The 25359-nt window shown below is 47.5% G+C and carries 26 protein-coding genes; all 26 read right to left on the bottom strand.

Going from position 1 to position 25359, the window contains the following annotated elements:
• Positions 1-87 precede the first annotated feature (87 nt).
• Positions 88-1503: an argininosuccinate lyase gene (gene argH / locus AC0YNT_RS10635; RefSeq protein ID WP_167280923.1), complete on the bottom strand. Its 1416-nt coding sequence runs from the start codon at positions 1501-1503 to the stop codon at positions 88-90.
• Positions 1504-1586: 83 nt separating this feature from the next.
• On the bottom strand, positions 1587-2822 hold the full coding sequence (locus tag AC0YNT_RS10630; protein WP_167280924.1) for an argininosuccinate synthase: 1236 nt from the start codon (positions 2820-2822) through the stop codon (positions 1587-1589).
• 44 nt (positions 2823-2866) lie between these two features.
• Positions 2867-3823: an ornithine carbamoyltransferase gene (argF, locus tag AC0YNT_RS10625; protein ID WP_167280925.1), complete on the bottom strand. Its 957-nt coding sequence runs from the start codon at positions 3821-3823 to the stop codon at positions 2867-2869.
• 46 nt (positions 3824-3869) lie between these two features.
• The gene (locus AC0YNT_RS10620) at positions 3870-5069 is read right to left on the bottom strand and encodes an acetylornithine transaminase (RefSeq protein ID WP_475804525.1); all 1200 of its coding nucleotides are present in this window, start codon (positions 5067-5069) and stop codon (positions 3870-3872) included.
• An 18-nt stretch (positions 5070-5087) separates the two neighbouring features.
• Positions 5088-5876 carry an acetylglutamate kinase gene (argB, locus tag AC0YNT_RS10615; protein WP_475804524.1) on the bottom strand — a complete coding sequence of 263 codons (789 nt, stop codon included), beginning with the start codon at positions 5874-5876 and terminating at the stop codon, positions 5088-5090.
• A gap of 27 nt (positions 5877-5903) precedes the next feature.
• Complete coding sequence (gene argJ, locus AC0YNT_RS10610; RefSeq protein WP_475804523.1) at positions 5904-7145, bottom strand: bifunctional ornithine acetyltransferase/N-acetylglutamate synthase; 1242 nt, start codon at positions 7143-7145, stop codon at positions 5904-5906.
• A 77-nt stretch (positions 7146-7222) separates the two neighbouring features.
• On the bottom strand, positions 7223-8272 hold the full coding sequence (gene argC, locus AC0YNT_RS10605) for an N-acetyl-gamma-glutamyl-phosphate reductase (protein ID WP_475804522.1): 1050 nt from the start codon (positions 8270-8272) through the stop codon (positions 7223-7225).
• 174 nt (positions 8273-8446) lie between these two features.
• On the bottom strand, positions 8447-9346 hold the full coding sequence (locus tag AC0YNT_RS10600) for a YitT family protein (RefSeq protein WP_475804521.1): 900 nt from the start codon (positions 9344-9346) through the stop codon (positions 8447-8449).
• Between the two features lie 156 nt (positions 9347-9502).
• Positions 9503-10610, bottom strand: a protein-coding gene (gene prfB, locus AC0YNT_RS10595) for a peptide chain release factor 2 (RefSeq protein ID WP_475804520.1) whose coding sequence is annotated in 2 segments (ribosomal slippage) — positions 9503-10537 and positions 10539-10610 — 1107 coding nt in all. Because the reading frame shifts where the segments join, the coding sequence is not laid out codon by codon here.
• A gap of 145 nt (positions 10611-10755) precedes the next feature.
• A complete protein-coding gene (gene secA / locus AC0YNT_RS10590) occupies positions 10756-13263 on the bottom strand; it encodes a preprotein translocase subunit SecA (RefSeq protein WP_475804519.1) in 2508 nt (835 codons plus the stop codon).
• Between the two features lie 193 nt (positions 13264-13456).
• Positions 13457-14008 carry a ribosome hibernation-promoting factor, HPF/YfiA family gene (gene hpf, locus AC0YNT_RS10585; RefSeq protein ID WP_475804518.1) on the bottom strand — a complete coding sequence of 184 codons (552 nt, stop codon included), beginning with the start codon at positions 14006-14008 and terminating at the stop codon, positions 13457-13459.
• Positions 14009-14279: 271 nt separating this feature from the next.
• Positions 14280-14477: a cold-shock protein gene (locus tag AC0YNT_RS10580; protein ID WP_015847290.1), complete on the bottom strand. Its 198-nt coding sequence runs from the start codon at positions 14475-14477 to the stop codon at positions 14280-14282.
• A gap of 141 nt (positions 14478-14618) precedes the next feature.
• Positions 14619-14957, bottom strand: a complete 339-nt coding sequence (locus AC0YNT_RS10575) for a hypothetical protein (RefSeq protein ID WP_475804517.1) — start codon at positions 14955-14957, stop codon at positions 14619-14621.
• Positions 14917-15342, bottom strand: coding sequence for a flagellar export chaperone FliS (gene fliS / locus AC0YNT_RS10570; protein ID WP_475804516.1), 426 nt, complete (start codon positions 15340-15342; stop codon positions 14917-14919). The genes AC0YNT_RS10575 and fliS overlap by 41 nt, the downstream gene beginning before the upstream one ends.
• A gap of 4 nt (positions 15343-15346) precedes the next feature.
• Positions 15347-17143, bottom strand: coding sequence for a flagellar filament capping protein FliD (gene fliD / locus AC0YNT_RS10565; protein ID WP_475804515.1), 1797 nt, complete (start codon positions 17141-17143; stop codon positions 15347-15349).
• Between the two features lie 21 nt (positions 17144-17164).
• Entirely contained in the window at positions 17165-17590 is a 426-nt protein-coding gene (locus AC0YNT_RS10560) for a flagellar protein FlaG (protein WP_475804514.1), read from the bottom strand.
• A gap of 137 nt (positions 17591-17727) precedes the next feature.
• Positions 17728-18972, bottom strand: coding sequence for a flagellin N-terminal helical domain-containing protein (locus AC0YNT_RS10555; protein ID WP_475804513.1), 1245 nt, complete (start codon positions 18970-18972; stop codon positions 17728-17730).
• Positions 18973-19116: 144 nt separating this feature from the next.
• Positions 19117-19356, bottom strand: a complete 240-nt coding sequence (gene csrA / locus AC0YNT_RS10550) for a carbon storage regulator CsrA (protein WP_475804512.1) — start codon at positions 19354-19356, stop codon at positions 19117-19119.
• A gap of 11 nt (positions 19357-19367) precedes the next feature.
• Positions 19368-19748, bottom strand: coding sequence for a flagellar assembly protein FliW (gene fliW, locus AC0YNT_RS10545; protein WP_475804511.1), 381 nt, complete (start codon positions 19746-19748; stop codon positions 19368-19370).
• 116 nt (positions 19749-19864) lie between these two features.
• Entirely contained in the window at positions 19865-20434 is a 570-nt protein-coding gene (locus AC0YNT_RS10540; RefSeq protein ID WP_475804510.1) for a DUF6470 family protein, read from the bottom strand.
• A gap of 10 nt (positions 20435-20444) precedes the next feature.
• Positions 20445-21404, bottom strand: a complete 960-nt coding sequence (flgL, locus tag AC0YNT_RS10535) for a flagellar hook-associated protein FlgL (RefSeq protein WP_475804509.1) — start codon at positions 21402-21404, stop codon at positions 20445-20447.
• A gap of 30 nt (positions 21405-21434) precedes the next feature.
• Complete coding sequence (gene flgK / locus AC0YNT_RS10530; RefSeq protein WP_475804508.1) at positions 21435-22997, bottom strand: flagellar hook-associated protein FlgK; 1563 nt, start codon at positions 22995-22997, stop codon at positions 21435-21437.
• 21 nt (positions 22998-23018) lie between these two features.
• Complete coding sequence (locus tag AC0YNT_RS10525) at positions 23019-23522, bottom strand: flagellar protein FlgN (RefSeq protein ID WP_475804507.1); 504 nt, start codon at positions 23520-23522, stop codon at positions 23019-23021.
• 7 nt (positions 23523-23529) lie between these two features.
• Positions 23530-23796: a flagellar biosynthesis anti-sigma factor FlgM gene (gene flgM, locus AC0YNT_RS10520; protein ID WP_475804506.1), complete on the bottom strand. Its 267-nt coding sequence runs from the start codon at positions 23794-23796 to the stop codon at positions 23530-23532.
• Between the two features lie 113 nt (positions 23797-23909).
• A complete protein-coding gene (locus AC0YNT_RS10515) occupies positions 23910-24320 on the bottom strand; it encodes a TIGR03826 family flagellar region protein (protein ID WP_475804562.1) in 411 nt (136 codons plus the stop codon).
• Positions 24321-24415: 95 nt separating this feature from the next.
• A complete protein-coding gene (locus AC0YNT_RS10510) occupies positions 24416-25330 on the bottom strand; it encodes a ComF family protein (protein WP_475804505.1) in 915 nt (304 codons plus the stop codon).
• Positions 25331-25359: the final 29 nt, after the last annotated feature.

The raw sequence follows: 25359 nt of genomic DNA, 5'->3' as shown, positions 1-25359 counted from the left end.
TGATATGAATTGACGAAAATAACAAAAGACCATCAACACCGCCAGTAATGTGGGGTTGATGGTCTTTTGTTTAGTCATATATACGAATTAACGGCTTTTCTCAGCGAATTCGGTTACCCAAGCGGCTGTTTGCTCGAGCACTTGCTCGGCACGGGCAATAGCTGCTTCTACTTGTACTTTTGCCGTACCGCCATACACGTTGCGGGCGTTTACGACTTGCTCCGGCTGGAGCACGTTGTAGATGCGGTCGTCGAACAGCTGCGAGAACTGCTTGAACTCTTCCAGTGTCAGATCAAGCAGATATTTGTTCTGCTCGATGCAGTACAATACCGTCTTACCGATGACTTCATGCGCTTGACGGAACGGCAGGCCTTTGCCAACGAGGAAGTCAGCGATGTCCGTTGCATTCGAGAAGTCTTGGTTAACAGCTTGACGCATCTGCTCTTTGTTCACCTTCATCGTTGCGATCATTGGTGCGAACAGTTGAAGCGCGCCTTGCATCGTTTTCACAGTATCAAACATACCTTCTTTGTCTTCCTGCATGTCCTTGTTGTAAGCAAGCGGCAGTGATTTCAGCACCGTCAAGAGGCCAACAAGGTTACCGTAGACACGACCTGTTTTACCACGTACAAGCTCCGGCACATCTGGGTTCTTCTTCTGCGGCATAATGCTGCTGCCTGTGCAGAAAGCATCATCCAGCTCAACAAAACGGAACTCCGTGCTCGACCACAAGATGAGCTCTTCACTGAGGCGCGACAAGTGCATCATGATGATCGACGCATGGGACAGGAACTCCAGAATAAAGTCGCGGTCACTTACCGCATCCAGACTGTTCTCATACACACGGTCAAACTTCAGCTGGCTAGCGACAAAATGACGATCGATCGGGAACGTTGTTCCTGCCAAAGCGCCTGCGCCAAGCGGCAGCATGTTGATACGCTTATAGCTGTCTTGCAGACGCTCCAAGTCACGGCCAAACATCGAAACGTAAGCCATCAGATGATGAGCGAAAAGGATCGGTTGTGCACGCTGCAAATGCGTATAGCCCGGCACGATCGTATCGATGTTCGCTTTCGCTTGCTCGATCAGAGACGACTGCAGCTTATGCAGCATGTCCACGAATTCAACAACACGTTTGCGTAGGTACAAGTGCATGTCCGTTGCGACTTGGTCATTACGGCTGCGGCCAGTATGAAGCTTACCGCCAACTGGACCAACATCGTCGATCAGTGTTTTTTCGATATTCATATGAATGTCTTCATCCGAAATGGAGAATTCGATATCATTGCGTTTGATGCGCTGCAGTACACGATGCAAACCGTCTTTGATTGCCTCTACATCATCTGCAGGCAGAATGCCTTGCTTGCCAAGCATCGTTACATGTGCCAAGCTGCCTTGGATATCCTCTTCGGCAAGCTCTTTATCGAACATAATCGATGCTGTATATTCCTCTACTAATTGGTCGGTTTTCTTCGTGAACCGGCCGCCCCACAATTTGCTCACTCGTTACACTCCCTCCCGAATGGTCATAAGGCCGCTAGATGTGATAGGAACATTTAACGGCCTAAATGATTATTCGGTTTATATTATTTCTTGCTTTGTTCTACGCCGGAAGATACTTTCAGACGAAGGGCGTTCAGGCGAATGAAGCCAGTTGCATCGCCTTGATCATATGCTTGCGAAGGATCTGCTTCCATCGTTGCAATATCCGGGTTGTACAAGCTCACTGGGCTCTTCACGCCAGCGCCAATCACATTACCTTTATATAGTTTCAGGCGGACAACACCTGTTACGTTCTTTTGCGACTCAGTCACAAGGGTTTGCAGTGCAAGACGCTCAGGTGCGAACCAGAAACCGTTGTATACGAGTTGTGCATATTTCGAAATCAGGGAATCACGAAGGTTCATGACTTCGCGGTCCATCGTGAGCGATTCCATTTTACGGTGTGCAGTGAACAGGATTGTACCACCTGGTGTCTCGTACACGCCGCGGCTCTTCATGCCAACAAAGCGGTTCTCTACCATGTCTACACGGCCGATACCATGCTTGCCGCCCAGCTCATTCAATTTATCCATAACGCCAAGCGGGCTCAGCTTATCGCCGTTAATTGCGATACAGTCGCCAGCTTCAAACGTCAGCTCAACGTATTCTGCTTGATCCGGAGCATTCTCCGGGGACACGCTCAGGACATACATTTCTTCGTTCGACTCTGCACTTGGATCAAACCAAGGATCCTCAAGCATGCCGGACTCGAAGCTGATGTGCAGCAGGTTACGGTCTGTCGAGTAAGGCTTGGAAGCCGAAGCCGTAACCGGAATACCATGCTTCTCAGCGAAAGCGATCATCTCAGCGCGGCCTGGGAACTCTTCCCGGAAGCGCTCTTCACGCCAAGGCGCGATCACTTTAATGTCTGGAGCCAGAGCAGCTACGCCAAGCTCGAAACGAACTTGGTCATTACCTTTGCCCGTTGCACCATGTGCAATCATCGTAGCGCCTTCAGCGCGAGCGATCTCAACCATACGTTTTGCAATCAGAGGACGTGCGATCGATGTGCCAAGCAGGTATTGGCCTTCATACAGCGCAGCCGCTTGGAACATTGGGAAGATGAAATCACTTGCGAACTCAGCGCGCAGGTCATCGATGTATACTTTTGATGCGCCAGTTGCCAGAGCTTTCGCCTCGAGGCCGTCAAGCTCTTCTTTTTGACCGATATCGGCTGTGAATGCGATGATTTCTGCGTCGTAAGTTTCTTTCAACCATTTCAAGATGATGGACGTATCCAGTCCGCCGGAATAGGCCAGTACAATTTTTTCCTTCGCCATAATTTCTCCTAGCACCCCTTTGATTTATTTAAGCATATTAAATGCTACATGATTGCTGCCATAATCGCTTTTTGCGCGTGCAGACGGTTTTCCGCCTGGTCGAAAATAATCGAGTTCGGGCCGTCGATAACCCCTTCGCTTACTTCCTCACCGCGGTGAGCAGGCAGGCAGTGCATGAACAGGTAATCCTTCTTCGCATATTTCGCCAAAGCTTCGTTCACTTGATAGCCTGCAAAAGCAAGCTCACGTTCCTTCTGCTCCGCTTCTTGCCCCATGCTCGCCCATACGTCGGAGTAAATAACATCAGCATTATCGACTGCTTCCTTCGGATCATGGCACAGATGAATACGTGCGCCAGTTTCCTTGGCATGATCGATGGATTGCTGAACCAGATCTGGATCCGGCTCATAGCCTTCCGGCGTCGCGATGGAGATATCTACACCAAGCTTCGCAGCGCCCATCATAAGCGAGTGCACCACGTTGTTGCCATCACCGATGTAAGCGAGCTTCAGCCCTTGCAGACGTCCTTTGTGCTCGAGGATCGTTTGGTAGTCCGCCAGCGCTTGGCATGGGTGGGACAGATCTGTAAGGCCGTTAATAACCGGAATCGTTGCTCCGCGTGCCAGCTCCACAACCGTACGGTGAGCGAAAGTACGGATCATGATTCCGTCGAGGTAACGGGACAAGACTTGTGCCGTATCAAGAATTGGTTCGCCGCGTCCGATTTGCAGATCGTTCCCGCTCAGGAACAGCCCTTGGCCGCCCAATTGGTAGATACCAACTTCGAACGATACGCGGGTACGTGTGGAAGACTTTTCGAAGATCATCCCCAGTGTCTTGCCTTTCAACGGCTGATAAACTTCACCGGCCTTTTGCTTCTTCTTCAAATCAATCGCAAGGTCGATCAAATACCGTATTTCTTCCGGTGTGTAATCAACCAGCATGAGAAAGTCCCGGCCTTTCAAGCTAGCCGCCAAATCTTCCTTAACTGTCTCTTGCATGTTTCTACCTCCTAAAAAGAATGATCACACAAACTATTTCAAGCCGTTAAGCTTTAACCGCATTAGCTAACAATGATCTCAAAATCGCTACTGCCTGGTCTATCTCTTCTTTTGTCACCAGAAGATTAGGCAAGAGGCGTACAACATTAGGTCCAGCCGAAATGACGAGCAGGCCTTGTTCCTGTGCTGCCGTCAGGACGGAACCAATCGGCTCCACGCACTCGATGCCAACGATAAGACCTTGGCCGCGTACTTCCTTCACGAACGAGTTACCAGCCAGACTCTCTCTCAACTGATCCATCAAGTAAGCGCCCATCTCAGCCGCACGCTCTGGCAACTTGTCGCCAACGATCGTCTCGACCGTTGCTTTCACAGCTGCAGTTGCAATTGGCGTACCACCAAAGGTTGAACCATGGCTGCCTGGTCCAAATGCTTCGCGAAGCTTATCCTTCGCAACCGCCGCGCCAACCGGGAACCCGCTTCCAAGACCTTTTGCCAGGGTGAAAATATCCGGTTCAATACCGTAATGCTCATAGGCGAACAGCTTGCCTGTACGGCCCATACCCGTCTGAATCTCATCAACGATAACCAGAATGCCGTTCTCTTCACAAAGCTTCACCATGGCATGCACAAACGCCGGGTCAGCTGGGAAAATGCCGCCTTCAGCTTGGATCATCTCGAGCATGACAGCTGCTGTTTTATCCGAGATCGCAGCCTTCAGCGCTTCGATATCGTTATAAGGAATATATTTAAATCCTTCCGGCAAAGGAGCAAAGCCTTCCTTCACCTTCTCTTGTCCTGTCGCTGTCAAGGTTGCCAGCGTTCGGCCGTGGAAGGATTGTTCAAACGTAATAATCTCATAACGTCCATTGTTCAGCACCTTCTGCTGGTAACTGCGCGCCATCTTGATTGCCGCTTCATTGGCCTCTGCACCAGAGTTACAGAAGAAGACGGCATCTCCGCTGCTGTTCGAGGTGATCAGGTGAGCTGCCTCTTCCTGATTCGGAATCCGGAACAAGTTCGAGACATGCCACAGCTCATCAAGCTGCTTGATGAGCGCTTCTTTCACTTGCTTCGGTGCATGACCGAGGTTCGTAACGGCAATGCCGCTCATGAAATCAAGATATTTATTGCCTTTGTCATCCCAAAGCCAGCTTCCTTCGCCCTTCACAAGTGCGATCGGATATCTTGCATACGTTGGCAGCAAGGATTGCTCAGGTGCTGCCGTTACTTTCGTGTCGCTCATCGTGCAAACCGCCCTTCTCTACTCTTGTACGATCCGTGTTCCGACGCCGCCTTCGCGCACCGCTTTACTCAGTACACCTGGCACTTCGCCGCTAACAATAACAACCTCGCGTACGCGTCCTTGAATGCATTGTACCGCTGCGCGTACTTTCGGAATCATGCCGCCGTAAATTTCACCGCTTGCAATCATCTCTTCAATCTCTGCTACAGTTACTGATGGAAGAACTCGTTTCTCGCCATCAACCGTACGCATAATGCCTGGTACATCGGTTACTACGATCATCTGCTCAACGCCAAGGTGGGAAGCAACTGCACCAGCAGCCGTATCGGCGTTAATGTTGTAACGCTGTCCGCTGGCGTCAATGCCGATAGGAGCGATAACCGGCATATAACCCATCGCCATAACGCCTTCGATCACTTCTGCATTCACGTCTGTTACATCACCAACAAAACCGATTTCCGCACTGTTTGCTACCGGCTTCGCTTGAATCAGCAAGCCGTCCACACCAGACAAGCCGAGTGCCTTCGCACCGTTTGTCTGGATTTTACGAACAATTTCTTTATTAATTCGGCCCGCAAGCACCATCTCAACCACGTCGAGTACATCTTCATTCGTCTTGCGCAAACCGTTTACGAATGCTGTCTCAATCCCAAGCTTCGTCAGCGTCTCAGAGATCGCCGGACCACCGCCATGGACGATAACCGGATGAACGCCTGACTGCTGAAGCTCGCGCAGCTCGCCGAAGAAAGAATCGGGAAGCGCCGCCAGCGTGCTGCCGCCGCATTTCATTACAAAACGTTGTGCCATGTGAATCTGCTCTCCTCTGCCCTAGCGTTACGTACGATATGCCGCGTTAATGCGGACATAATCATACGTGAGGTCACAGCCCCATGCCGTTGCCGTGCCGTTATCCATATGCAGGTCGACGCGGATCACAACCGTATCGCCCTTCAAATATTCAAGCGCTGCATCTTCATCGAACGCGACCGGACGGGACTCTTCAAGCGTCACGATATCACCGATTCGCACGTCTACTGTATCCGGGTTAACAGGCTGACCTGCACGGCCAACAGCTGCAATAATCCGGCCCCAGTTCGCATCTGCGCCAAATACCGCGGATTTCACAAGGGAAGAACCAATAACTGTCTTCGCAATGGCATTAGCTGCTTCATCATTGACTGCACCATGCACTTGTACTTCAACGAGCTTCGTTGCACCTTCGCCGTCGCGGGCAATTGCTTTCGCCAGTACTTCGCAAACATGACGAAGACCTGCTGAGAAAGCTGCCCAGCCTTCATGTGCCGGTGTCAGCTCATTGTTGCCTGCAAGCCCACTTGCCATAGCAACCAGCATATCATTTGTGCTTGTATCGCCATCAACTGTAATCATATTAAATGTATAGTTTGTCGCTTCACGGAGCAAAGTCTGCAGCGATACGCTGCCGATTGCCGCATCCGTCGTAACAAAACCAAGCATAGTCGCCATATTCGGATGAATCATACCGGAGCCTTTTGCCGCACCAGCAATATGTACCGTCTGGCCATCGATTTCAACCGCTACACATACCATCTTTTGTACAAGGTCAGTTGTGAGGATCGCTTGGCAGAAGCCGTCCGCTGCATGACGGTCAGCTTGCAGCTGCGCTGGCAGGGCATCAATACCGGCACGCACCTTATCCATCTTAAGGTTCTCACCGATAACTCCAGTCGAAGCTACCGCTACTTGGTCGGCAGACACACCAATAGACTCAGCAAAGCGTGAACGCATTTCAAAAGCATCCGCTTCCCCTTGCTTGCCGGTAACGGCATTCGCATTACCGCTGTTTACGATAACCGCACGCAGATAACCATCGGATTCAATGCTGTCGCGTGTTACTTTGATTGGTGCCGCTTGGAACACATTTGTTGTGTATACGCCTGCGGCTGCCGCAGGAACTTCACATACAATTGCGCCAAGGTCATGGCGTGTTGTCTTTTTCAGGCCGCAGTGGAGTCCACCGGCTTTAAATCCTTTAGGAGTTGTAATCGACCCGTCCGAGACGACCGAATACAGCGTAGCAGCTTGCACCTGTCCCATTTCTCCTCGTATCTCCTTCACCTGTACGAATAATTGCTCTTGTCAAAAATGAATAAGTATAATGACAAATTAAACTTTTATGGATATACCGGTACGAGCTGCAGTCCAAGCCCTTCATCCCAGCCCATCATCAGGTTGAGGTTCTGGATCGCTTGTCCCGACGCGCCTTTAACCAGGTTGTCGATAACCGAAACAATTGTAATACGACCTGTTCTAGCGTCATAGTTGAAGCCAAGATCGCAGTAGTTCGATCCCCAAACTTCCTTCGTCATCGGCAGAACGCCTTCCTTACGGACACGGACGAATTGGCGGCCTTCGTAGAATTGCTTATATAGTTCAATAAAATCAGCGGTGTTATGCTCGCCCTTCACCTTTGCATACATCGTCGACATAATGCCTCTTGTCATCGGTACCAGATGTGGTGTGAACGTCGTCACAACCTCATGGCCTGCTGCTTCCGAGAGCACCATCTCAATTTCAGGAACATGCTGGTGCTGGTTCACTTTATATGCTTTGAAGTTCTCATTCAGCTCGGAGTAGTGTGTGCCAAGGCTTGCACCACGTCCTGCGCCAGATACACCTGATTTCGAATCAATAATAATCGTCTCCGGATCAATCCAGCCCGCCTTCACGGCAGGAACAAGACCAAGCAGCGCGGAGGTTACAAAACAGCCCGGATTCGAGATAAACGAAGCGTCACGCGCTTTAACACCGTTAATCTCAGGGAGAGCGTATAGAGCTTGCTTCAGGTATTGCTCATCCGCAGGTGTTTTTTTATACCATTTCTCGTATAAAGCAGTATCCTGCAGACGGAAGTCACCAGACAAATCAATTACTTTCAGACCAGCGTCGATAAGCTGTGGAGCAAGCTTAGCCGCAACCCCAGCTGGAGTCGCCGTAAAGACGAGATCAGCCTTTGCTTTGATAGCTTCTGGGTTAACATCGTCGAGCAATGCCGTCTGAATGTTCGTCAAATGCGGGAACCATTCTGCAATCGGCATACCTGCGCTGGACGAGGAAATAACCGATGTAATCTCCACCAATGGGTGGGTAGCCAACAAACGAATAAGCTCAATACCGCCATAGCCGGTAGAGCCGATTATCGCAACCTTCAGTTTCTCACTCATATCCGTTCTCTCCCTTGGATAAGTTGAACCAATAAGTCAGTCAACTTATGTAGATCATCTAAATCTATATTTTACATGAATCAAGTTCACATGGAAATATTACGTCGTTTCGTATTATTATACAGTCGTATTCATATTAATACAACGCTAAAATCATGTCTTTTTCCGTACAAATTATTCCGATTTGAACCCCTGCCCAACAACCTCCGCCGTATTGCTGATGATGACAAAAGCTCCCGGATCCACTGCCCTTACCAGCTGCTTCAGCTTAGCCGCCTCCATCTGTCCAACCACAACCATCAGCACCTGACGCTTCTCATTCGTATATCCGCCATGCGCATCCAGTCTTGTAACCCCTCTATCCAGGTCATACAAAATAGCTTCCACGAGCAGGTCTGCATGATCACTTATGATAAAAGCAACCTTCGACAGCGGAATGCCGCTTTGAATAATATCAATCGTCTTGCTCGTAGCAAACAAACCAATAAGCGCATACAAAGCCGCTTCCGGTGAAATCAAAATGCCCGAGGCTGCTATCACGCAGCCGTCAAAGCACGCTACCGCTAGCCCTAGCGGAATACCCGTGTAACGATGCAAAATCTGCGCTGCCAGATCAAGCCCGCCCGTTGAGCCACGCCCCCGGAACACGATGCCAAGTCCGATACCAACACCAATGCCGCCATAGATCGCCGCAAGCAGCATGTTATCGGTTGGGGGCTTCCAATCTGCGGTTAGCAGTACGAACAAAGGAAGCACAACCGTGCCGAGTAATGTTTTCAACGCGAACCGTTTGCCAAGCAGGAACAACCCCGCGAAGAACAGCGGAATATTTAGTGCCCATTGGGTATAAGCAGGCGTAATGCCAAGTGATTTGTGTACAAGTATAGAAATACCGGATACTCCGCCGGAAGCGATTCCATTCGGAGCTAGAAATAGATTAAAGCTTAACGCTACAACAAACGAACCAATGATGATCTGCAAAAAGCTCCATACAACCGCAACTGGCGTTGCCTTTCTTCCTAACGGGCGCCTGTTGCGCTTTGTACTTTTCTTGTTGTTATTCATGCTGTTCATGGATCTCCATGCCGCCTCTCTTCCGTATGTCTGCCTAAAAGAATATATTCATGCCATGCATGACCTTCCATCTTATGTAACCCCTAAAACAAACAAAAGAAGAGCTCCAACCTTTATAAGTGTTGGAGCTCTTCCCCAAAGCTATGCATATGAACTTTAGTCGTGTCGAATCTGGTTACGCAGATAGCCATCGATAAAGGCATCCAGGTCGCCGTCCATCACTGCGCCAGTGTTCCCTGTCTCCACTGATGTCCGGTGATCCTTCACCATGCTGTACGGATGGAAAACATACGAACGGATCTGGCTGCCCCATGCAATATCCGACTGCTCGCCGCGAATTTCCGCCAGATGCTTTTGCTGCTCTTCAATCTTGCGCTCATAGAGCTTCGAACGAAGCATATTCATCGCACGCTCACGGTTCTGAATCTGTGAACGCTCCTGTTGGCACGCGACGACAATTCCTGACGGAATATGCGTAATCCGGATCGCCGATTCCGTCTTATTGACGTGCTGGCCGCCGGCGCCGCTTGCGCGGTACGTATCGACCTTCAGATCCTCACTACGGATCTCCACTTCAATATCTTCGGTAATCTCCGGCACAACATCACAGGATACGAACGACGTATGTCTGCGGCCGGACGAATCAAACGGCGAGATACGGACAAGACGGTGAACGCCTTTCTCCGCTTTCAGATAGCCGTAAGCATTATAGCCTTTAACCGCAATCGTTACGCTCTTAATACCCGCTTCATCGCCATCCAGATAGTCAAGCACTTCAACCTTGAAGCCCCGCTTCTCCGCCCACCGCGTATACATCCGGTACAGCATTTGTGCCCAGTCCTGCGACTCGGTGCCGCCTGCACCAGGATGCAGCTCGAGAATGGCGTTCAGCTTATCATATGGCTGGTTGAGCAGGAGCTGCAGCTCGAAGCCGTTAACCTTCTCCACTAGTGCAGCAATTCCTTGAATCAGCTCGGCTTCAAGCGATTCATCGCTTTCTTCCTCTGCCAGCTCCAACATCGTCTGCAGATCTTCCGAGTCCGCATACAGTCGATCATACTGCTCAACGACCGACTTAATCGCATTCAGCTCCGCGATCACGCCCTGCGCCTTCGTATTATCGTCCCAGAAATCAGGTGCAGTCATTTTCTCCTCAAAGTTCGCGATATGCTCCAGCTTCAGATCTAAGTCAAAGAGACCCCCTGAGTTCTTGGAGCCGCTTAGCTACTTCACGCAAATCTTGCTTCACATTTGGTTCTAACATAGCTTTAGCTTCACCTCAAAATTAAGTATGTGCGGCCATGCCGCAGTAAATCCGCTTAGACCGCATAAAACGCGCCGTCCTGCCGTATAGGGCAGTCCGGCGCGTTCAACCGTTATGTTACATTATGCGAATCGCAGGGCTGATGTCACTTACCCATGCCATGGCACATTTTATACTTTTTACCGCTGCCGCATGGGCACAGATCGTTACGTCCTGTACGTTCTTCACGCTTCGTAGGGCGTTTCTCTGCTTCAGCAGGACTGTTCGTCGTCGTTTGGCCCTGTGCGACCTCTTGACGCTCCAGGTTGCTCTCCACGCGTGCCTTCATGATGTATCTCGCTACTTCTTCTTGGATGCTGTAGATCATTTCCTTGAACATCTCGAAGCCCTCGAATTGATACTCACGAAGTGGATCCGTACCGCCGTATGCACGAAGGTGAATACCTTGGCGAAGCTGATCCATCGCATCGATGTGATCCATCCATTTGCTGTCTACCGCACGCAGTACAACAACCTTCTCGAATTCACGCATCGTTTCGGCGCCAAGCTCGGCTTCGCGCTCATCATAATAAGCGACAACCTTACCCTTAATGAGCTCGATAATGTCTTCCTTCTCTTTGCCCCACAGATCGTCTTTCGTGAAGGTATCTTCCTGCACGAGATTCGAGTTGGCATAGTCAGCGATTTCTTGCAGTTCCCATTCTTCCGGAATATCGCCTTCCGTATGCGCGGCAACCACATGCTCGATTACCGGAACAATCATCTCCATGACAATCTCACGGATATTTTCCGAGTACAATACATCACGGCGCTGCTTGTAAATAACTTCACGCTGCTGGTTCATTACATCGTCATATTGCAGGACGACTTTACGAGTATCAAAGTTGCTGCCCTCTACGCGTTTCTGAGCGGATTCTACCGCACGTGTAATAAGGCGGCTCTCGATCGGTTGATCCTCTTCCAGACCAAGACGATCCATCATGCCCATAATATTCTCCGCACCAAAGCGGCGCATCAGCTCATCCTCCAAGGAGAGGTAGAACTGCGAGGAGCCCGGGTCACCTTGACGACCGGCACGACCACGAAGCTGGTTGTCGATACGACGGCTCTCATGGCGCTCTGTACCGATAATGTGCAGACCACCCAGATCTGCTACACCTTCGCCGAGCAAGATATCCGTACCACGTCCCGCCATATTCGTAGCGATCGTAACTCCACCCGCTTGACCTGCGTGAGAGATGATTTCTGCTTCTTCCGCATGGAATTTCGCATTCAATACTTTATGCGCTACGCCGCGTTTTTTCAGCATATCGGCCAATCTCTCCGAATTCTCGATCGAGATCGTACCTACAAGCACCGGCTGATTGTTACGATGACGTTCTACAATTTCTTCGACAACAGCTTTGAACTTGCCGTTCTCCGATTTGTAGACAACGTCCTGCAAGTCTTTACGAATAAGCGAACGGTTCGTCGGGATTTGAATAACTTCAAGACCGTAGATCCGTTTGAACTCTTCTTCCTCTGTCTTCGCTGTACCAGTCATACCGGACAGCTTGCGGTACATACGGAAGTAGTTCTGGAATGTAATCGTTGCAAGCGTCATGCTCTCGTTCTGAACCTTCAGCTGCTCTTTCGCTTCAATCGCTTGGTGCAGACCGTCGCTGTAACGGCGGCCAGCCATAAGACGGCCTGTGAATTCGTCAACGATAACGACTTCTTCCTCATTAACAACGTAATCAACGTCACGTTTCATGATCACATGAGCTTTCAGCGCTTGTTGCACGTGGTGGTTAAGCGTTACGTTGGCATGATCAAATAAGTTCTCGATGCTGAACGCTTTCTCTGCTTTATCCACGCCTGCTTCCGTCAGTGTTACGTTACGAAGCTTAATGTCGACTGTATAGTCTTCTTCTTGCTTCAAGCGGCTAACGAAACGATCAGCTGCGAAATACAGCTCCGTCGACTTTTGTGCTTGTCCGGAAATAATAAGCGGTGTACGCGCTTCGTCGACCAAGATGGAGTCCACTTCGTCTATAATGGCATAATAAAGCGGACGTTGAACCATTTGCTCTTTGTAGAGCACCATGTTGTCACGCAAATAGTCAAAGCCAAACTCATTATTGGTACCGTAAGTAATGTCGCAGGCATACGCTTCCTGCTTCTCCTCATGCGTCAAGCCGTGCAGGTTACAACCGACTGTCAGCCCGAGGAAGCTGTACAGTTCAGCCATGATCTGGCTGTCACGTGAAGCAAGGTAATCATTGACCGTAATAACGTGTACGCCTTTGCCTTGCAAAGCGTTCAAGTAAGTTGGAAGGGTAGCAACGAGTGTTTTACCTTCACCCGTTCTCATTTCAGCAATCTTGCCTTCATGCAGAACCATACCGCCCATCAGCTGTACGTCAAAATGACGCATGCCAAGTGTACGCTTCGATGCTTCACGTACAACCGCGAAAGCCTCTGGCAAAATCTCATCAATGCTTTCGCCTTTTTCTAGACGTGCCTTGAATTCTTCCGTTTTGTTACGCAACTCTTCGTCCGACAGCGGAGTGATCGTGGACTCGAGTCCGTTAATTTCTTCTACCGTTCGCGTGAGACGCTTGACCTCGCGCTCGTTCGCATCACCAAATATTTTTTTCACTAGTCCGAGCATGGTCTTCCCCTTTCGTAAATACGCCTGTTTGCCTTAAATTGTAACAGTTTGTAGTGACCGCCGCAACGCATCACGTTCATTTCCAGCAATAAGCATGTATACATTCATATAAAAGGCCTCTTCCCCATTCGGAGAAAAGGCCGTGATTGGCATTATTGTAAGTATTAATGAAGGAATAATTGCTGGCTTCAGATTATTCTTGCTCGATTAGGCCATATTTTCCGTCGCTGCGTTTATAAACAACGTTCACTTCCTTGTTATCAACATTGGAAAATACGAAGAAAGTATGTCCAATCATATTCATTTGCAAGATCGCTTCCTCTACGTCCATTGGCTTCAGCATGAAGCTCTTCGTACGAACAAGCTCAAGATCATCTTCCTCATCCAATACGGACACGGCCGTTCCGCCTGCACCTTCCTTAAACAGCGACTTAACGCCGCCTTCATATCGGAACTTGCGATTGATCTTCGTCTTATGTTTGCGAATTTGACGTTCAAGTTTGTCCACCACGACATCAATGGAGGAATACATATCCTCACTCTTGTCTTCCGCCCTCAGCATAACGCCAACCAGCGGGATGGTTACCTCAACTGCATGTTTACCTTTGGTTACGGAAAGCGTAACCGTTGTTTCGGAGGCAGGTGCTTCTTCAAAATACTTTTCCAGTCGACTGATCTTCTTCTCAGCATACTCTCGTAAGGCTTCTGTCACTTGAAAACGATGACCTCGAATGATGTATTTCATGGGGCATTCCTCCTTTACGTACTCTTATTATAACATATGCAATCGCCTATTTCAAAATAGTTTTTAGTTTATTATGAATTTTCAGATAATATTTTCGAAGGAAGGCCATTAACAAGTTACTTCATTAATATGTGGATAAGCTGTATAACATGACTCAAAGATAACACAAATAATAGCCGTAAAAAAATGAAAAGCCCCGGTTTCCCGGAGCTTAAGAATAGGCACTTGTCAATCGAACCATATAATGTGGCTGATGAACCAGCCTGGATGATTACAGTTTGACTACGTTTGCAGCTTGTGGACCGCGAGCGCCTTCTACGATGTCGAATTCGACCGCTTGGCCTTCTTCGAGCGTTTTGAAGCCTTCAGCTTGGATTGCGGAGAAATGAACGAATACGTCGCCGCCTTGTTCAGTCTCGATAAATCCATAGCCCTTCTCTGCGTTAAACCATTTAACTTTACCTTGCATACATAAACAGTCCCTTCATCTTCAAATACTGTGAGGCGTCTAAGTTATGTTATGGCCCACAAGTCGAATATACCATCATTGACACACTATTGTCAATATTTCCATGTAAGCGAATTCATAATTTTTTGACGCCCTCAAAATCTATCTTTTTGCATCAAAAAAGAGGCTGTCTCCACCACCGTAAGCAGAGTCATATTTCGCCTGAGAACGGCGTCCCTGCTGGATTTTATCCCATTGTTGCCTTGCTTCATCACGCAGGGTTACCATTCTAGCAATGATGACGGACTCACTGGAAATAATCTTGTCCGCCTCCAGGCGGAGAACGGCCAATTTCTCCACAGGGGCTTCCATTTGTTCCAGTTCCTTGAACAGTTCTTCTCGCTGCCGCATGTATTCGTCGAACTGTTCAAGATCGGCATTGTCCAACCGCTCAACCAAATTAGACGACAGTTGAATGAGTCGCTGTAAAAGAGCTTCCATTAGCTTGTCCCACCATCTGATTGACTTGTTTGGCCGCCTGCATCCATGTTTCTTTTAAATCGATTAGGTGGCCAAGCACCTCCTCGGCTGGTTCAACAATCTTCTGCATATTCGCTTCGACTAACCGTTGTTTGAAATAATCGTAAAGCAGCAGCAGGCTTTCCGATACCGGGTTCGAGCGATCCAGCGTAATAATGAACTCATCAATAATATCCTGCGTCTTCATCAGACTCGTATGGGCATCCGCATTCCGCTGCTCTCTAATCGCCTCAATGCCTTGACGGCAGAAGCGAATCGCTCCGTCATAGAGCATAATAAGCAGCGAAGCAGGACTAGCCGTTTGAACCGATGTCTGCATGTATGGGTTGCGCGGTTGGTATTGCATAGATTTAGCCTCCTGTATTGAACATTGATGCTAAGCTGGAGCTTCGGGAATTCATTTGACTAATGTAGGTTTCCATTTGAGTGAACCGTGCATAATAGCGATCTTCCATGTCATCAAGGCGAGTTTGCAATCTCGAGATTTGATCATCTAAATCAAGAGACGCTTTACCTAATATGTAGGTACTCTTGACTGAAGTGCTGGCACCTGCCTTATCAACGATTTGGCTAAACGCCTTACTTGCCTGCGTGTACAAGCGAGTAGCGATACCATCACCAGCTGATGAATTAGCATCTTTATCGTCTGCAGTGAATAGAGCCATTACTTCATCAGGTTTTTCAGAAATCATCTGCTTCAATTTCGTTTCATCAATGTACAGTTTACCATTATCCAAATAACTGCCGCTCACAGTGGAACCACTGACGAGTGCACTTGAAATACCAATATCCGATAAAAATTTCATTTGTCCTGTCGCTAACCCTCCCACTGAGGATGACAAGGACTGTCTCATCGAATACAAGCTGCTCGACAGAAGAGAATCATTCGCTAGCAAGCCGCTCTTCGCTTTGCTTTCCCATTGTTCGATCTGAGTATCACTCATGTCCTTTTTTTGTGCATCAGTAAGCGGAGTATAATCACGGTAACGTTCTTCTGATAGTTCTGAGTTAATCGAGCCGATGAGATCATTATACTTATCAATAAAAGATTTGATTTTATTAAATACCGTATCAACGTCCTGCGTGATTGAGATTTTAGATACCGCGCTTCCCTCTTGCTTAGCCGTAATGCTTAGCCCGGCAATAGTGAACGAGTTGGAATCGTATTCTCCTTCAACACCGTTAAATAATACTTTGGCATTTTTACCAGCATTAAAAACAGTAGGCTTTGTATCCGTGTGTACAGCCCCCGATAAGCCCAAATCATTCACAACAGTACCCGTATTTCCGGTAAACGTTATGGCCTTCGATTTGTCCGTGTTATTAAAAGAAAAATCCCCTGCTGTATCCAATGAAGCTGTAATACCGGAACCCTGTAGATCCTTATTTATGTTAGTAATCAGATCTCCAACTGTCATAGATGAAGTGATACTATAAGTGTGATCGACACCGCCAACATTAAGTTTAAATGATGTGTCACTAGTCAAAGTACTTACTTTCATATCTGAGGTAAGTGCCTTATTCCCCGTTACCGTCTCTGATGTTTTTACATCTGCAGCGTTAAATAGCTTACCTACATCTGATCCTCGCAGATCAATTTTCGCACCTGAACCTGTCTTTGTCGAAGAGAAAAACATAGTATTAAGCGTTGAATCATAGGCGACCTTAACACCCGTTGTTACAGATTGAGCATTAATTTTATTAGCAAAATCGTCAAAACCAGCGTTTGGGTCAATTGTTATATCGACTCCGTTCACCGTTATGGAGTTTGATGTAAAACCCATAGCCTGCGGTGTTGTGCCAGTCAATTTCCCACTTGTAAGAGTCGCAGTGCTAGCTAATTGCTTTACTTGCAGGCTATATTGTCCTTCAACCGCATTTGCTCCTCCTGTTACTTTTGCAACAGTTTCATCAGAGGAGGTGGCTGTTTTCGTCATATACGCAGACTGCAGTTTCATATCAAATGCTGCGTTTTTAAAGTCTAAAATTTTGTTATTTATTGTCCGATAATCATCCTGCACCCACTGGTTAACCTGTTTCTTCTGATTGAGCTTGTCCAGAGGCACACGTTGAGCATCCATTAACTTAGTAATCATGCTCTCATAGTCAATACCAGATGCCAATCCGGTGATCCTTAAAGTACTCATCTGTTATATCCCTCCTGCTAGTTACCTTTTCTCATCTACAATCAATCCAGCCATCTCCCATAACTTCGCTATAAAGTCCAGGGATTTCTCTGGTGGTATTTCTCTTAATACTTCACCTGTATTTTTATCTTTCACCTTTACTGCAACAAGATGTGTTTGTTTATGAACGTCAAATTGCAGCTCGGTCTCTCTTCCGCGCATAGCCTTAACAGCTTGTTCAATATTTTTATATAGTTGCTGTTCTCCTATACTAACCTTTTCTCCACGCACTTCTGCACTCTTAAAGTCTTCATAACTTGCATAAGTACGTGTAACTTGCGCACTTACTTCCATCTGCGACGAGGTTTCTGCATACGCTTCTTTACTTGGAGTGTTCTTAGATGATTCCGATGCGGATATTCGTTCTGATGGAAAATTCGATCCAGATATCGATATATTTGAACTCATTCGAATTTTCCTCCTGCAAGATTGATGTACCTACTATATCGGCATAATAAAATGGAATTATTATAGATATAGAACCGGAAGTTGATATAAAAAAAGAGACCTTAGATGGTCTAAGGTCTCTTTTAGTTCGTTAAAAATTAACGGAGAAGTTGCAGAACGCCTTGCGGCTGTTGGTTTGCTTGAGCAAGCATAGCTTGAGCAGCTTGAGCAAGGATCGAGTTCTTTGTTTGCTCCATCATTTCTTTCGCCATGTCAACGTCACGTACACGGGACTCAGCAGCTGTCAGGTTCTCGGAAGATGTGTTCAAGTTGTTGATAGTGTGCTCCAAACGGTTTTGGATAGCACCCAATTTCGAACGTTCAGCCGAAACTTTTTGTGTTGCAGCATCGATAACTTTGATTGCAACGTTTGCTTGACCTTGGTTACCGATTTTGATGTCTTTAATCCCCAGTGCAGATGAACCCATGTCTTTAACAGATACTTGGATGTTTTGGTTGCTGTTAGCACCGATTTGGAAAGTAGCTTGTCCGTCAGCATGAGCCACAGCTGCTGATGTAGTCTCAGAGAAGCTCGATAGAGCGTTAGAAGCGCCTGATTTAACTGCACCATTGCTATCTTTAACAGTTAGAGTTAAACCGTTAATAGCACCAGTGTAACCATTGCCAGTTGCTGTGAAATCCAGACCACCTGTACCAGTAAGACTAATAGCACCATCTGTAGCGCCTGCGAACAAGGCAGTAATGTCTGTAGTACCAGCGGTTACTGTAACAGTTGAAGTTTTAGTTTGTCCATTAAGTACGTAGGACACATCAATCTTATCACCTGTAACGATACCAAGGCTGTTACCATTAGCATCAGTCAAAGTGTCTAATTTTTCAGTCAGGGCAGCGACAGCAGCGCCGCCTGCACCTTTAATTGCCACGTTCGAGTTAACATTTTTCGTAGCAACAGTTGTTTTGTCCAACGATCCATCAAGCAGGTTCTTTGTATTGAATTGAGTCGTATCACGGATACGATCTACTTCTTTACCAAGTTGGTCCATTTCGTCTTGAAGGTTCGTACGGTCAGTGCTAGTGTTTGTATCGTTACCCGATTGAACAGCCAGTTCACGCATACGTTGCAGAATCGAGTGAGTCTCGTTAAGAGCACCCTCAGCTGTTTGAATCAAGGAAATACCGTCTTGCGAGTTACGGCTAGCTTGGTCCAAACCACGGATTTGACCACGCATTTTTTCGGAAATTGCCAGACCAGCTGCATCGTCACCTGCACGGTTGATACGAAGACCGGAAGACAGTTTCTCCATGGATTTGCTTTGAGCGCTGGAAGCGTTGTTCAGCGAGCTCAGAGTGTTAAGTGCTGCAATGTTGTGATTAATACGCATTGTTATTTCCTCCCTGAATGTCTGTTAGTTCCGCATCCTTGCGGAAGCTTACGGTGAAAGGGTCGGCCGCCCCTCCCCCGCGCTTATTATATATATCGACAGCATTCGAGAGATTTTATAGAGGAAAAACAAAAATTTCTATTTTTATTTATCGATTTGGTTTTGTTTGAGCAATTGAACAACCTCATTTAAGGATTGTAGGCTGCTCACTGCTTCCCGATTGGACGCCTGGATGCTGACATACAGTTCTTTACGGAAAATCTCAACTTCCTTAGGAGCACGAATACCCAGCTTCACATGGTCACCCTCAACACCAAGCACAACGACTTCAATATTGCCGCCGATCATAATCGATTCATCTGTTTTCCGAGATAATACAAGCATGCCGCTCCTCCTTAGGGTTGATATAAAGGTGTTCTTGAACTAAAGGTATGGTCATGTATGATATGCTGCTTGCCTCGATTCGTAGCCGTATTCAGGAGAATCGGCGCCAGCAGATTAATGGTTGATTTCGCAGGATCTGTATTTAAGGTAATAACCGACCATATCTCTAAATCCTTCTCTTCCGTAAGCTCCAATTCTTGTATGACCGATTCTGGCAAATCCCATTCATAATTCTTATAAAAGAAAAAGGGGCTTGCGATAACAAATGTAATATTCTCATCTTCTGCAGATTGCATCAGCCTAATCGGCAATTCACCTTCTACTTCTGACAACACAAATTGACGCAAGTGCTCAAAGCCTGGTATCCCGTTATCGAATTGAAATGTAATCAATCTAATCCCCTCTTCTGCTCGAAAATGAAAAAAAGAAAACTACAGGCCACGTACGACTTATACGTATACGGCCTATAGTTATTAAACCTAATTCTATGAAGCTTGTAAAATATCTACTACAAAACCGTATCGATACTTGGCGGTGTAATCTGTACGGATGCATATTGCCGCATATAGATCTCAGCTTTGCCAGGTGTGTATTCATGAATAGCGCGGTTAGGTGTCACCCTCAAATCAACGCCGCCTTCTTCCACAGAGATCTGCACCTTGCCTGGTGTAAAACTTACATCGACGTTAGCTATGGAAGCCGGTCCTGCAGCAGGCAGTACCGGACCCTCTTTCCGCCAGCCCTTCGCTATATCCGGTGTCGGATTGCTCTTCACATGGGCAAGATCAGCAAGTTGCCGTCCTTCCTCCATACGCCTGGCAATACCTTGCAAGGCGATTTCTTTAGCCTGGGAGTAGATCCTGCTCGAAACCTCCAGATTGTTAGCTAATCCCAGCCCATCCCATGCCCTGTCTTGATTAATTTCAAGAACACCCATAGGCTGCTCGATGGATAACTTCGCGGGTATCTGGTGCATATCAATCGTAGCTTGGGGCTGTTCGATACGCTGTTCTGCAGGCCTGGTCTCAATGCCAATTAATGCAGGCTGCTGAATAATTTGAATCTGTCCAATCGGCATAGAACCCTTCCTATCTCAAGAAGTCTACAAGGCTAGGTTGAATAATTTTAGAGCCAGCGGACAGAGAAGCTTGATAGACATTTTCTAGAGTTGTCATATTCGTAATCGCTTCCGCCATATCTACGTCTTCTACGTTTCTTTGCATCTTCTGGAGATTCGTATCTACATCCGTCAGACGGCCTTGTACAATTTCTACACGGTTCACTCTAGCACCAATCTGTGCACGCGCAGTGAGCATTGTATCCATACGAGAATCAATCTTATCAAGCAGGCCGCTAAGACCTGTCTGATCACCCGTTCCAAGCATATCGTAAGCACGCTGCATAATTTGGAAAAGGTTATCGCTTGAAGTATCCGCAGCACTGGTTGCTGGATCACCAAATACTTCAGTACCCGTAATATTCACTTCCATAGTCATCCCTGGTGACAGTTCATAATTGATGCTTCCTGTATCAGTTACATTGCTAGAAGCTTTAGTCTGAGGTGGAACCGCGAGTGGATCGATGGCTTGATCCAAACCTATGGTCGAATATGGTTTTGTTCCGGTCTGCTGACCATTAAACATTTGCTTACCATTGAATTGACTGTTTCCAATCTCGACCAATTGGTTATACATCTGCGCGATTTCCGTCTTAATGGCCGTTCGACTAGTATCTTCTAAAGTACCATTGGCGCCGGTAACGATCAGCTCTCTAAATCGCTGCACGATATCCGTAGCCTGACCAATCGTAGTATCCATGTATTCGAGTGAAGACAGTGCCGCATCAGCATTATCGGTATATTGATCATTAGCTGCTAACTCTCCCCTGTAACGGAGAGCGAATGTAATTCCTACTGGATCGTCAGAAGGCTTGTTAATTGCTTTACCTGTCGAGATCTGGTCTTGCAGCTTGTTCATATTATTCATGTTGTAATTAATATTACTAAGCATCTGGGAAGACATCATTGTCTGCGTTACGCGCAATGCCATATGGCTGCACCTCCGGCTTTATCTAGTAGATTATAGGCCGACGCGGCCCATGCTGTTAATAATGCGATCAAGCGTCTCGTCGATAACGGTCATCACACGTGCCGATGCGTTATAGGCATGCTGGAACTTCACGAGATCGGACATCTCTTCGTCCAGCGATACCCCGCTTACGGACATCCGTCGAGTATCCACCTGTTCAACGATGGTTTTCTGATTGGACTGCAGGCGCTGCATTTCCTGGGATTGAACACCTAGTTGACCAACAATCGAGCGGAAGAAGCCGCTGATTGAGTTGCTGTCTGTGCCATCAAAAGCAAATTTCGTATCACGTGCTTGAGACATAAGAACAGCCATCGAGTTATTGCCTGCTACAACTGATTCCGTACCATCGGAGTTAAAAGTCACTTTCATAGAAGTTGCTAGCAGAGTAGGGTCTGCCACAATCTTTGGATTAAGCTGAATATTAGCCGCTGTCAGATTATCTGTATTACCATCCGCATCTGTGAACAAAGGCTCACCTTGCTCACCATTCATCGTATAGCCTAACTGATGCAGACCGTTCAGACCTTGTACGGTTACTTTTAAATCTTCCGTTATTTCACGGTTGCCATTGGCAGTGCTGTATGTAATGCCATTCAGTACAGTTCCTTCTGGCAGTACGGAGCCTTTAGGAATCGTGACTTCAATATCTCCGTTGGCAATGGTATTCGCCATTTGGTTGAGTTGATCCACATAGCCTTGGACATATTTATCACGGGATTGAATAGTGCCATAGATGGCTCCGTTATCCAAGTCACCGCTGGTAATTGCAGCGGTCATATCATCCAAGGTTAATCCCTGTGACGCTTCGGCGGATTTGCCTGCAACTAGGGTCATACTGCCCATGGTGATCGTGTAGCCGTCAGATAAGTCCGACACCTTAATATTTGCAAGGCCGGATAATTCATCAACTAGCGCATCACGTTGGTCGCGCAAGTCATTGGCATCATCACCAATTCCTTCGATTCGCTGGATTTGTCCATTCAAGTTAGCAATTGTGCTAGAAATCGACTTGAGGTTATCCAGGTTGATTTGCGCATTTTCCGTCAAATCCGTCTTCAAATCGCTGAGCTGCTTAGATGTATAGTTAAAGGCATCCATCATCGCCTTCGTCTGTTCCACTAATACTGCGCGGCCATCTGAGCTTTCTGGCGTTTTACTTAAGTCCGACCAGCTGTTCCAGAAGTTCGAGATAACGGTCTGCAAGCCGGTGTCACTTGGCTCGTTCACGATCGTCTCTAGCTTTTCCAGCGTGTCCGTCTGAACCGTGTAATTGCCCAGCCATTTGTACTCACTGTAGTACTGGCTGTCCAGAAATTTATCTCTCACCCGTGTGATCGAAGTTGCTTCTACGCCGGTACCAAGCTGGCCCGCTGCTGTAGAGTGTGAATAGCCGTAAGCTTCGATCGGACGGGCTGCAGAAAAGTTAACCCGTTGACGGGAGTAGCCGACCGTGTTGGCATTGGAGATATTATGGCCGGTTGTATTCAGCGCCGTCTGTGTCGTGAATATGCTTCGCTTCGCGGTCTCCAGACCATGGAATGTAGATGTCATCGTATCTTGTCCTCTCTCTGCTTAAGTCTTGAGATTGTAGCGACTAGCACGCTGCACATTCATTCCTTGTACGGCGCGATGATAGGTAACCTCGTCCTCCGGGGCACCAAGAAGCAGGTCCTGTGTGAACTGCAAATAGTCCAGATTCATCCGAACGAGCTGCTGATTAAACGTGTTAACGTCTTGAAGTGTCTTGATGGCTGCGGACAGCTCCCGCCACATATGCTGAAGCTCCAGCTTCTGCTCGGCATGGTAAACCATCTGGATGAGCTTCTCCATCTTCAAGGAGCGCATATTGCGCAGCCCTTGCTCCACGGTGTACCGCCCAACCTGGAGAAGACGCGTTTGTTCAAGCTCCACAATGCGCTGCACGCATTTTTTCTCCCGGCCCGTAATGAACGATACCATCTCTACATTCTCTGTGCGGATAGCCTGTGTCTTCTCATTAGCGTGCTGAATGAGCTCTTGGTGAGCATTAAGCAATTCCTGCAGGGTGAGCAAAATCTGCCGTACATGTTCGTTCATTTACTCATCATCCCTTCAGGTATGGAAGCAGCTTGTCAGCGATTTTGCCGGCATCAACCTTGTATGTGCCTGCAGATACGGATTGTTTGAGTTCTTCGATACGTTTTTGCCGTTCTGGACTATTCGTTTGGCTGGTGGAGAGCATTTCCTTCGCCTCCGCGGAGATCTCTACTATATCCTTCTGTTTCCTCTTATTCGCGCTATCAACCCGTTGATCCATTTGCTTCTGGTAGTTGTTATATGCGCCGATCCGATTCGTCTCATTTATCTTCATGGATAATCACCTCTTTAGTTAAACAATAGAAAAAAACCGATAACCTTTAACAGTATTATCGGTTTAGCAAGTTTGAAAATGAATAGGCCAACTTATGGGCTAAAAGATTAATTTTACCGGTTTTTATACTGGTCAATCCCTTTATAATAGACCTTCTCCGCTGCACTCTTGGATGCTTCCCTGGCTTCGTCCTCATGCATTTTCTGAGTATCCTTGATGAGGCGGGAACGGCAGGGGGTGCAAATATTATTCTCACGAATCAGGGTACCACATACTTCGCAAGGATACATGAGATTCGGGGCGTTATACAGCGATATCCGGCCCTCTTTAATAAATTTCGTAATCTGTTTGATCGAGACGCCTGTTGCATCGGACAACTCCGTTATAATGGCACCCTTTTCTTTACGCAAAAAAGTAGAGCACAGCTCGTATTCTTTATCGATATCCCGGATACAAGCAGGACAGACATCACGAAAATTTTTGGCAAACAGCTTGCCACACCGAGGACAATTATCCAGATTCATCATCGATCCCCCATTCTAGCATTCAAAGTAGATAGGGTTATTCTAACGGATTAAGGGATTTTTTTCACTAGTAATCTTGTAAAAGAGGATTAAGGCTAGGATCTGGCCCAGGTTAGGGCATAGATATCTAGTGGAATCTGCGTTTGCTGATGCAGTGCTGTTGCGCAGGCCTGAATGGTACTGCCCGTCGTGTAGATGTCGTCGATGAGGAGAAGACGGATGGATCGTGCTGGTTGTGGAAGGGCATGCGGCTTACTAGACTCGTAGGTTGAAGTCCAAGCGGTGCTCAAACTAGCGATCACATCGGATTTTGCCTGAAATAAGTGCCGGGTATCCTTCATACGCTCTGAGCGGGTCTTAAAGCTTTGCTTCTCGGTATGCCTTTCGCGGATCAGCATATCGTGGAGGGGAATGTGATATTGACCGGCTAAAATCGATGCAAACCGCTCAGCCTGATTGAACCCCCGCTCCTCTGCCCGCTCCATGCTTACCGGAACGAAGGTTATAGCATCCCATCCAATAGATTGATTGGTAGCTTGAGAGCCTCCGCTTCGTGCTAGGGCTTCTTTTGTCAGTGCGGCATATGCAGGGAACATCATTTCGGCTAGCAGCTGCTCCAGCCTCTCATTTCCGCGGTACTTGTATTGTGCCAGCCACTCTCGCATTTCACTGCTGTATTCTACAGCACTGCGATTGGCAATAAACTTGGCATCTGAACGGCGAATACAGTCCGTGCACGTGATTCCTCGGCCGCATATCCGGCATTTGATCGGAGTAAGCCATGGTATGGCCCCTTGGCAGGAGGAACAGATTGATTTTGCGAAAGAGGACGGCAGATAGGACAAGTAGGTTTGAAGCTGACTATAATTCGCTGATCTTTTCGAAAGAGTCGCTGCCCCTGCTTCTTTCCCGCAGAAAGGGCATGAGGAGGCGCTGCTGCTGAGCAGGCGAATGGTTTTATGAAGATCATTGGAAGTTCGCTGAAAAAGATGCTTGAAGAACTGTCGCATGGGATGCCTCCTTCTGTAATGAATGGTGA

It is taken from the genome of Paenibacillus sp. J22R56 (assembly GCF_056269375.1).
This window is presented reverse-complemented; position numbering and strand designations above follow the sequence as displayed.

What these genes read in the sequence shown, in the direction of transcription:
- AC0YNT_RS10630 (WP_167280924.1), bottom strand. Translation starts at nt 2,822, where the DNA reads ATGGCGAAGGAAAAAATTGTACTGGCCTATTCCGGCGGACTGGATACG.
- argF (WP_167280925.1), bottom strand. Translation starts at nt 3,823, where the DNA reads ATGCAAGAGACAGTTAAGGAAGATTTGGCGGCTAGCTTGAAAGGCCGG.
- AC0YNT_RS10620 (WP_475804525.1), bottom strand. Translation starts at nt 5,069, where the DNA reads ATGAGCGACACGAAAGTAACGGCAGCACCTGAGCAATCCTTGCTGCCA.
- argB (WP_475804524.1), bottom strand. Translation starts at nt 5,876, where the DNA reads ATGGCACAACGTTTTGTAATGAAATGCGGCGGCAGCACGCTGGCGGCG.
- argJ (WP_475804523.1), bottom strand. Translation starts at nt 7,145, where the DNA reads ATGGGACAGGTGCAAGCTGCTACGCTGTATTCGGTCGTCTCGGACGGG.
- argC (WP_475804522.1), bottom strand. Translation starts at nt 8,272, where the DNA reads ATGAGTGAGAAACTGAAGGTTGCGATAATCGGCTCTACCGGCTATGGC.
- AC0YNT_RS10600 (WP_475804521.1), bottom strand. Translation starts at nt 9,346, where the DNA reads ATGAACAGCATGAATAACAACAAGAAAAGTACAAAGCGCAACAGGCGC.
- secA (WP_475804519.1), bottom strand. Translation starts at nt 13,263, where the DNA reads ATGCTCGGACTAGTGAAAAAAATATTTGGTGATGCGAACGAGCGCGAG.
- hpf (WP_475804518.1), bottom strand. Translation starts at nt 14,008, where the DNA reads ATGAAATACATCATTCGAGGTCATCGTTTTCAAGTGACAGAAGCCTTA.
- AC0YNT_RS10580 (WP_015847290.1), bottom strand. Translation starts at nt 14,477, where the DNA reads ATGCAAGGTAAAGTTAAATGGTTTAACGCAGAGAAGGGCTATGGATTT.
- AC0YNT_RS10575 (WP_475804517.1), bottom strand. Translation starts at nt 14,957, where the DNA reads ATGGAAGCTCTTTTACAGCGACTCATTCAACTGTCGTCTAATTTGGTT.
- fliS (WP_475804516.1), bottom strand. Translation starts at nt 15,342, where the DNA reads ATGCAATACCAACCGCGCAACCCATACATGCAGACATCGGTTCAAACG.
- fliD (WP_475804515.1), bottom strand. Translation starts at nt 17,143, where the DNA reads ATGAGTACTTTAAGGATCACCGGATTGGCATCTGGTATTGACTATGAG.
- AC0YNT_RS10560 (WP_475804514.1), bottom strand. Translation starts at nt 17,590, where the DNA reads ATGAGTTCAAATATATCGATATCTGGATCGAATTTTCCATCAGAACGA.
- AC0YNT_RS10555 (WP_475804513.1), bottom strand. Translation starts at nt 18,972, where the DNA reads ATGCGTATTAATCACAACATTGCAGCACTTAACACTCTGAGCTCGCTG.
- csrA (WP_475804512.1), bottom strand. Translation starts at nt 19,356, where the DNA reads ATGCTTGTATTATCTCGGAAAACAGATGAATCGATTATGATCGGCGGC.
- AC0YNT_RS10540 (WP_475804510.1), bottom strand. Translation starts at nt 20,434, where the DNA reads ATGCCGATTGGACAGATTCAAATTATTCAGCAGCCTGCATTAATTGGC.
- flgL (WP_475804509.1), bottom strand. Translation starts at nt 21,404, where the DNA reads ATGGCATTGCGCGTAACGCAGACAATGATGTCTTCCCAGATGCTTAGT.
- flgK (WP_475804508.1), bottom strand. Translation starts at nt 22,997, where the DNA reads ATGACATCTACATTCCATGGTCTGGAGACCGCGAAGCGAAGCATATTC.
- AC0YNT_RS10525 (WP_475804507.1), bottom strand. Translation starts at nt 23,522, where the DNA reads ATGAACGAACATGTACGGCAGATTTTGCTCACCCTGCAGGAATTGCTT.
- flgM (WP_475804506.1), bottom strand. Translation starts at nt 23,796, where the DNA reads ATGAAGATAAATGAGACGAATCGGATCGGCGCATATAACAACTACCAG.
- AC0YNT_RS10515 (WP_475804562.1), bottom strand. Translation starts at nt 24,320, where the DNA reads ATGAATCTGGATAATTGTCCTCGGTGTGGCAAGCTGTTTGCCAAAAAT.
- AC0YNT_RS10510 (WP_475804505.1), bottom strand. Translation starts at nt 25,330, where the DNA reads ATGCGACAGTTCTTCAAGCATCTTTTTCAGCGAACTTCCAATGATCTT.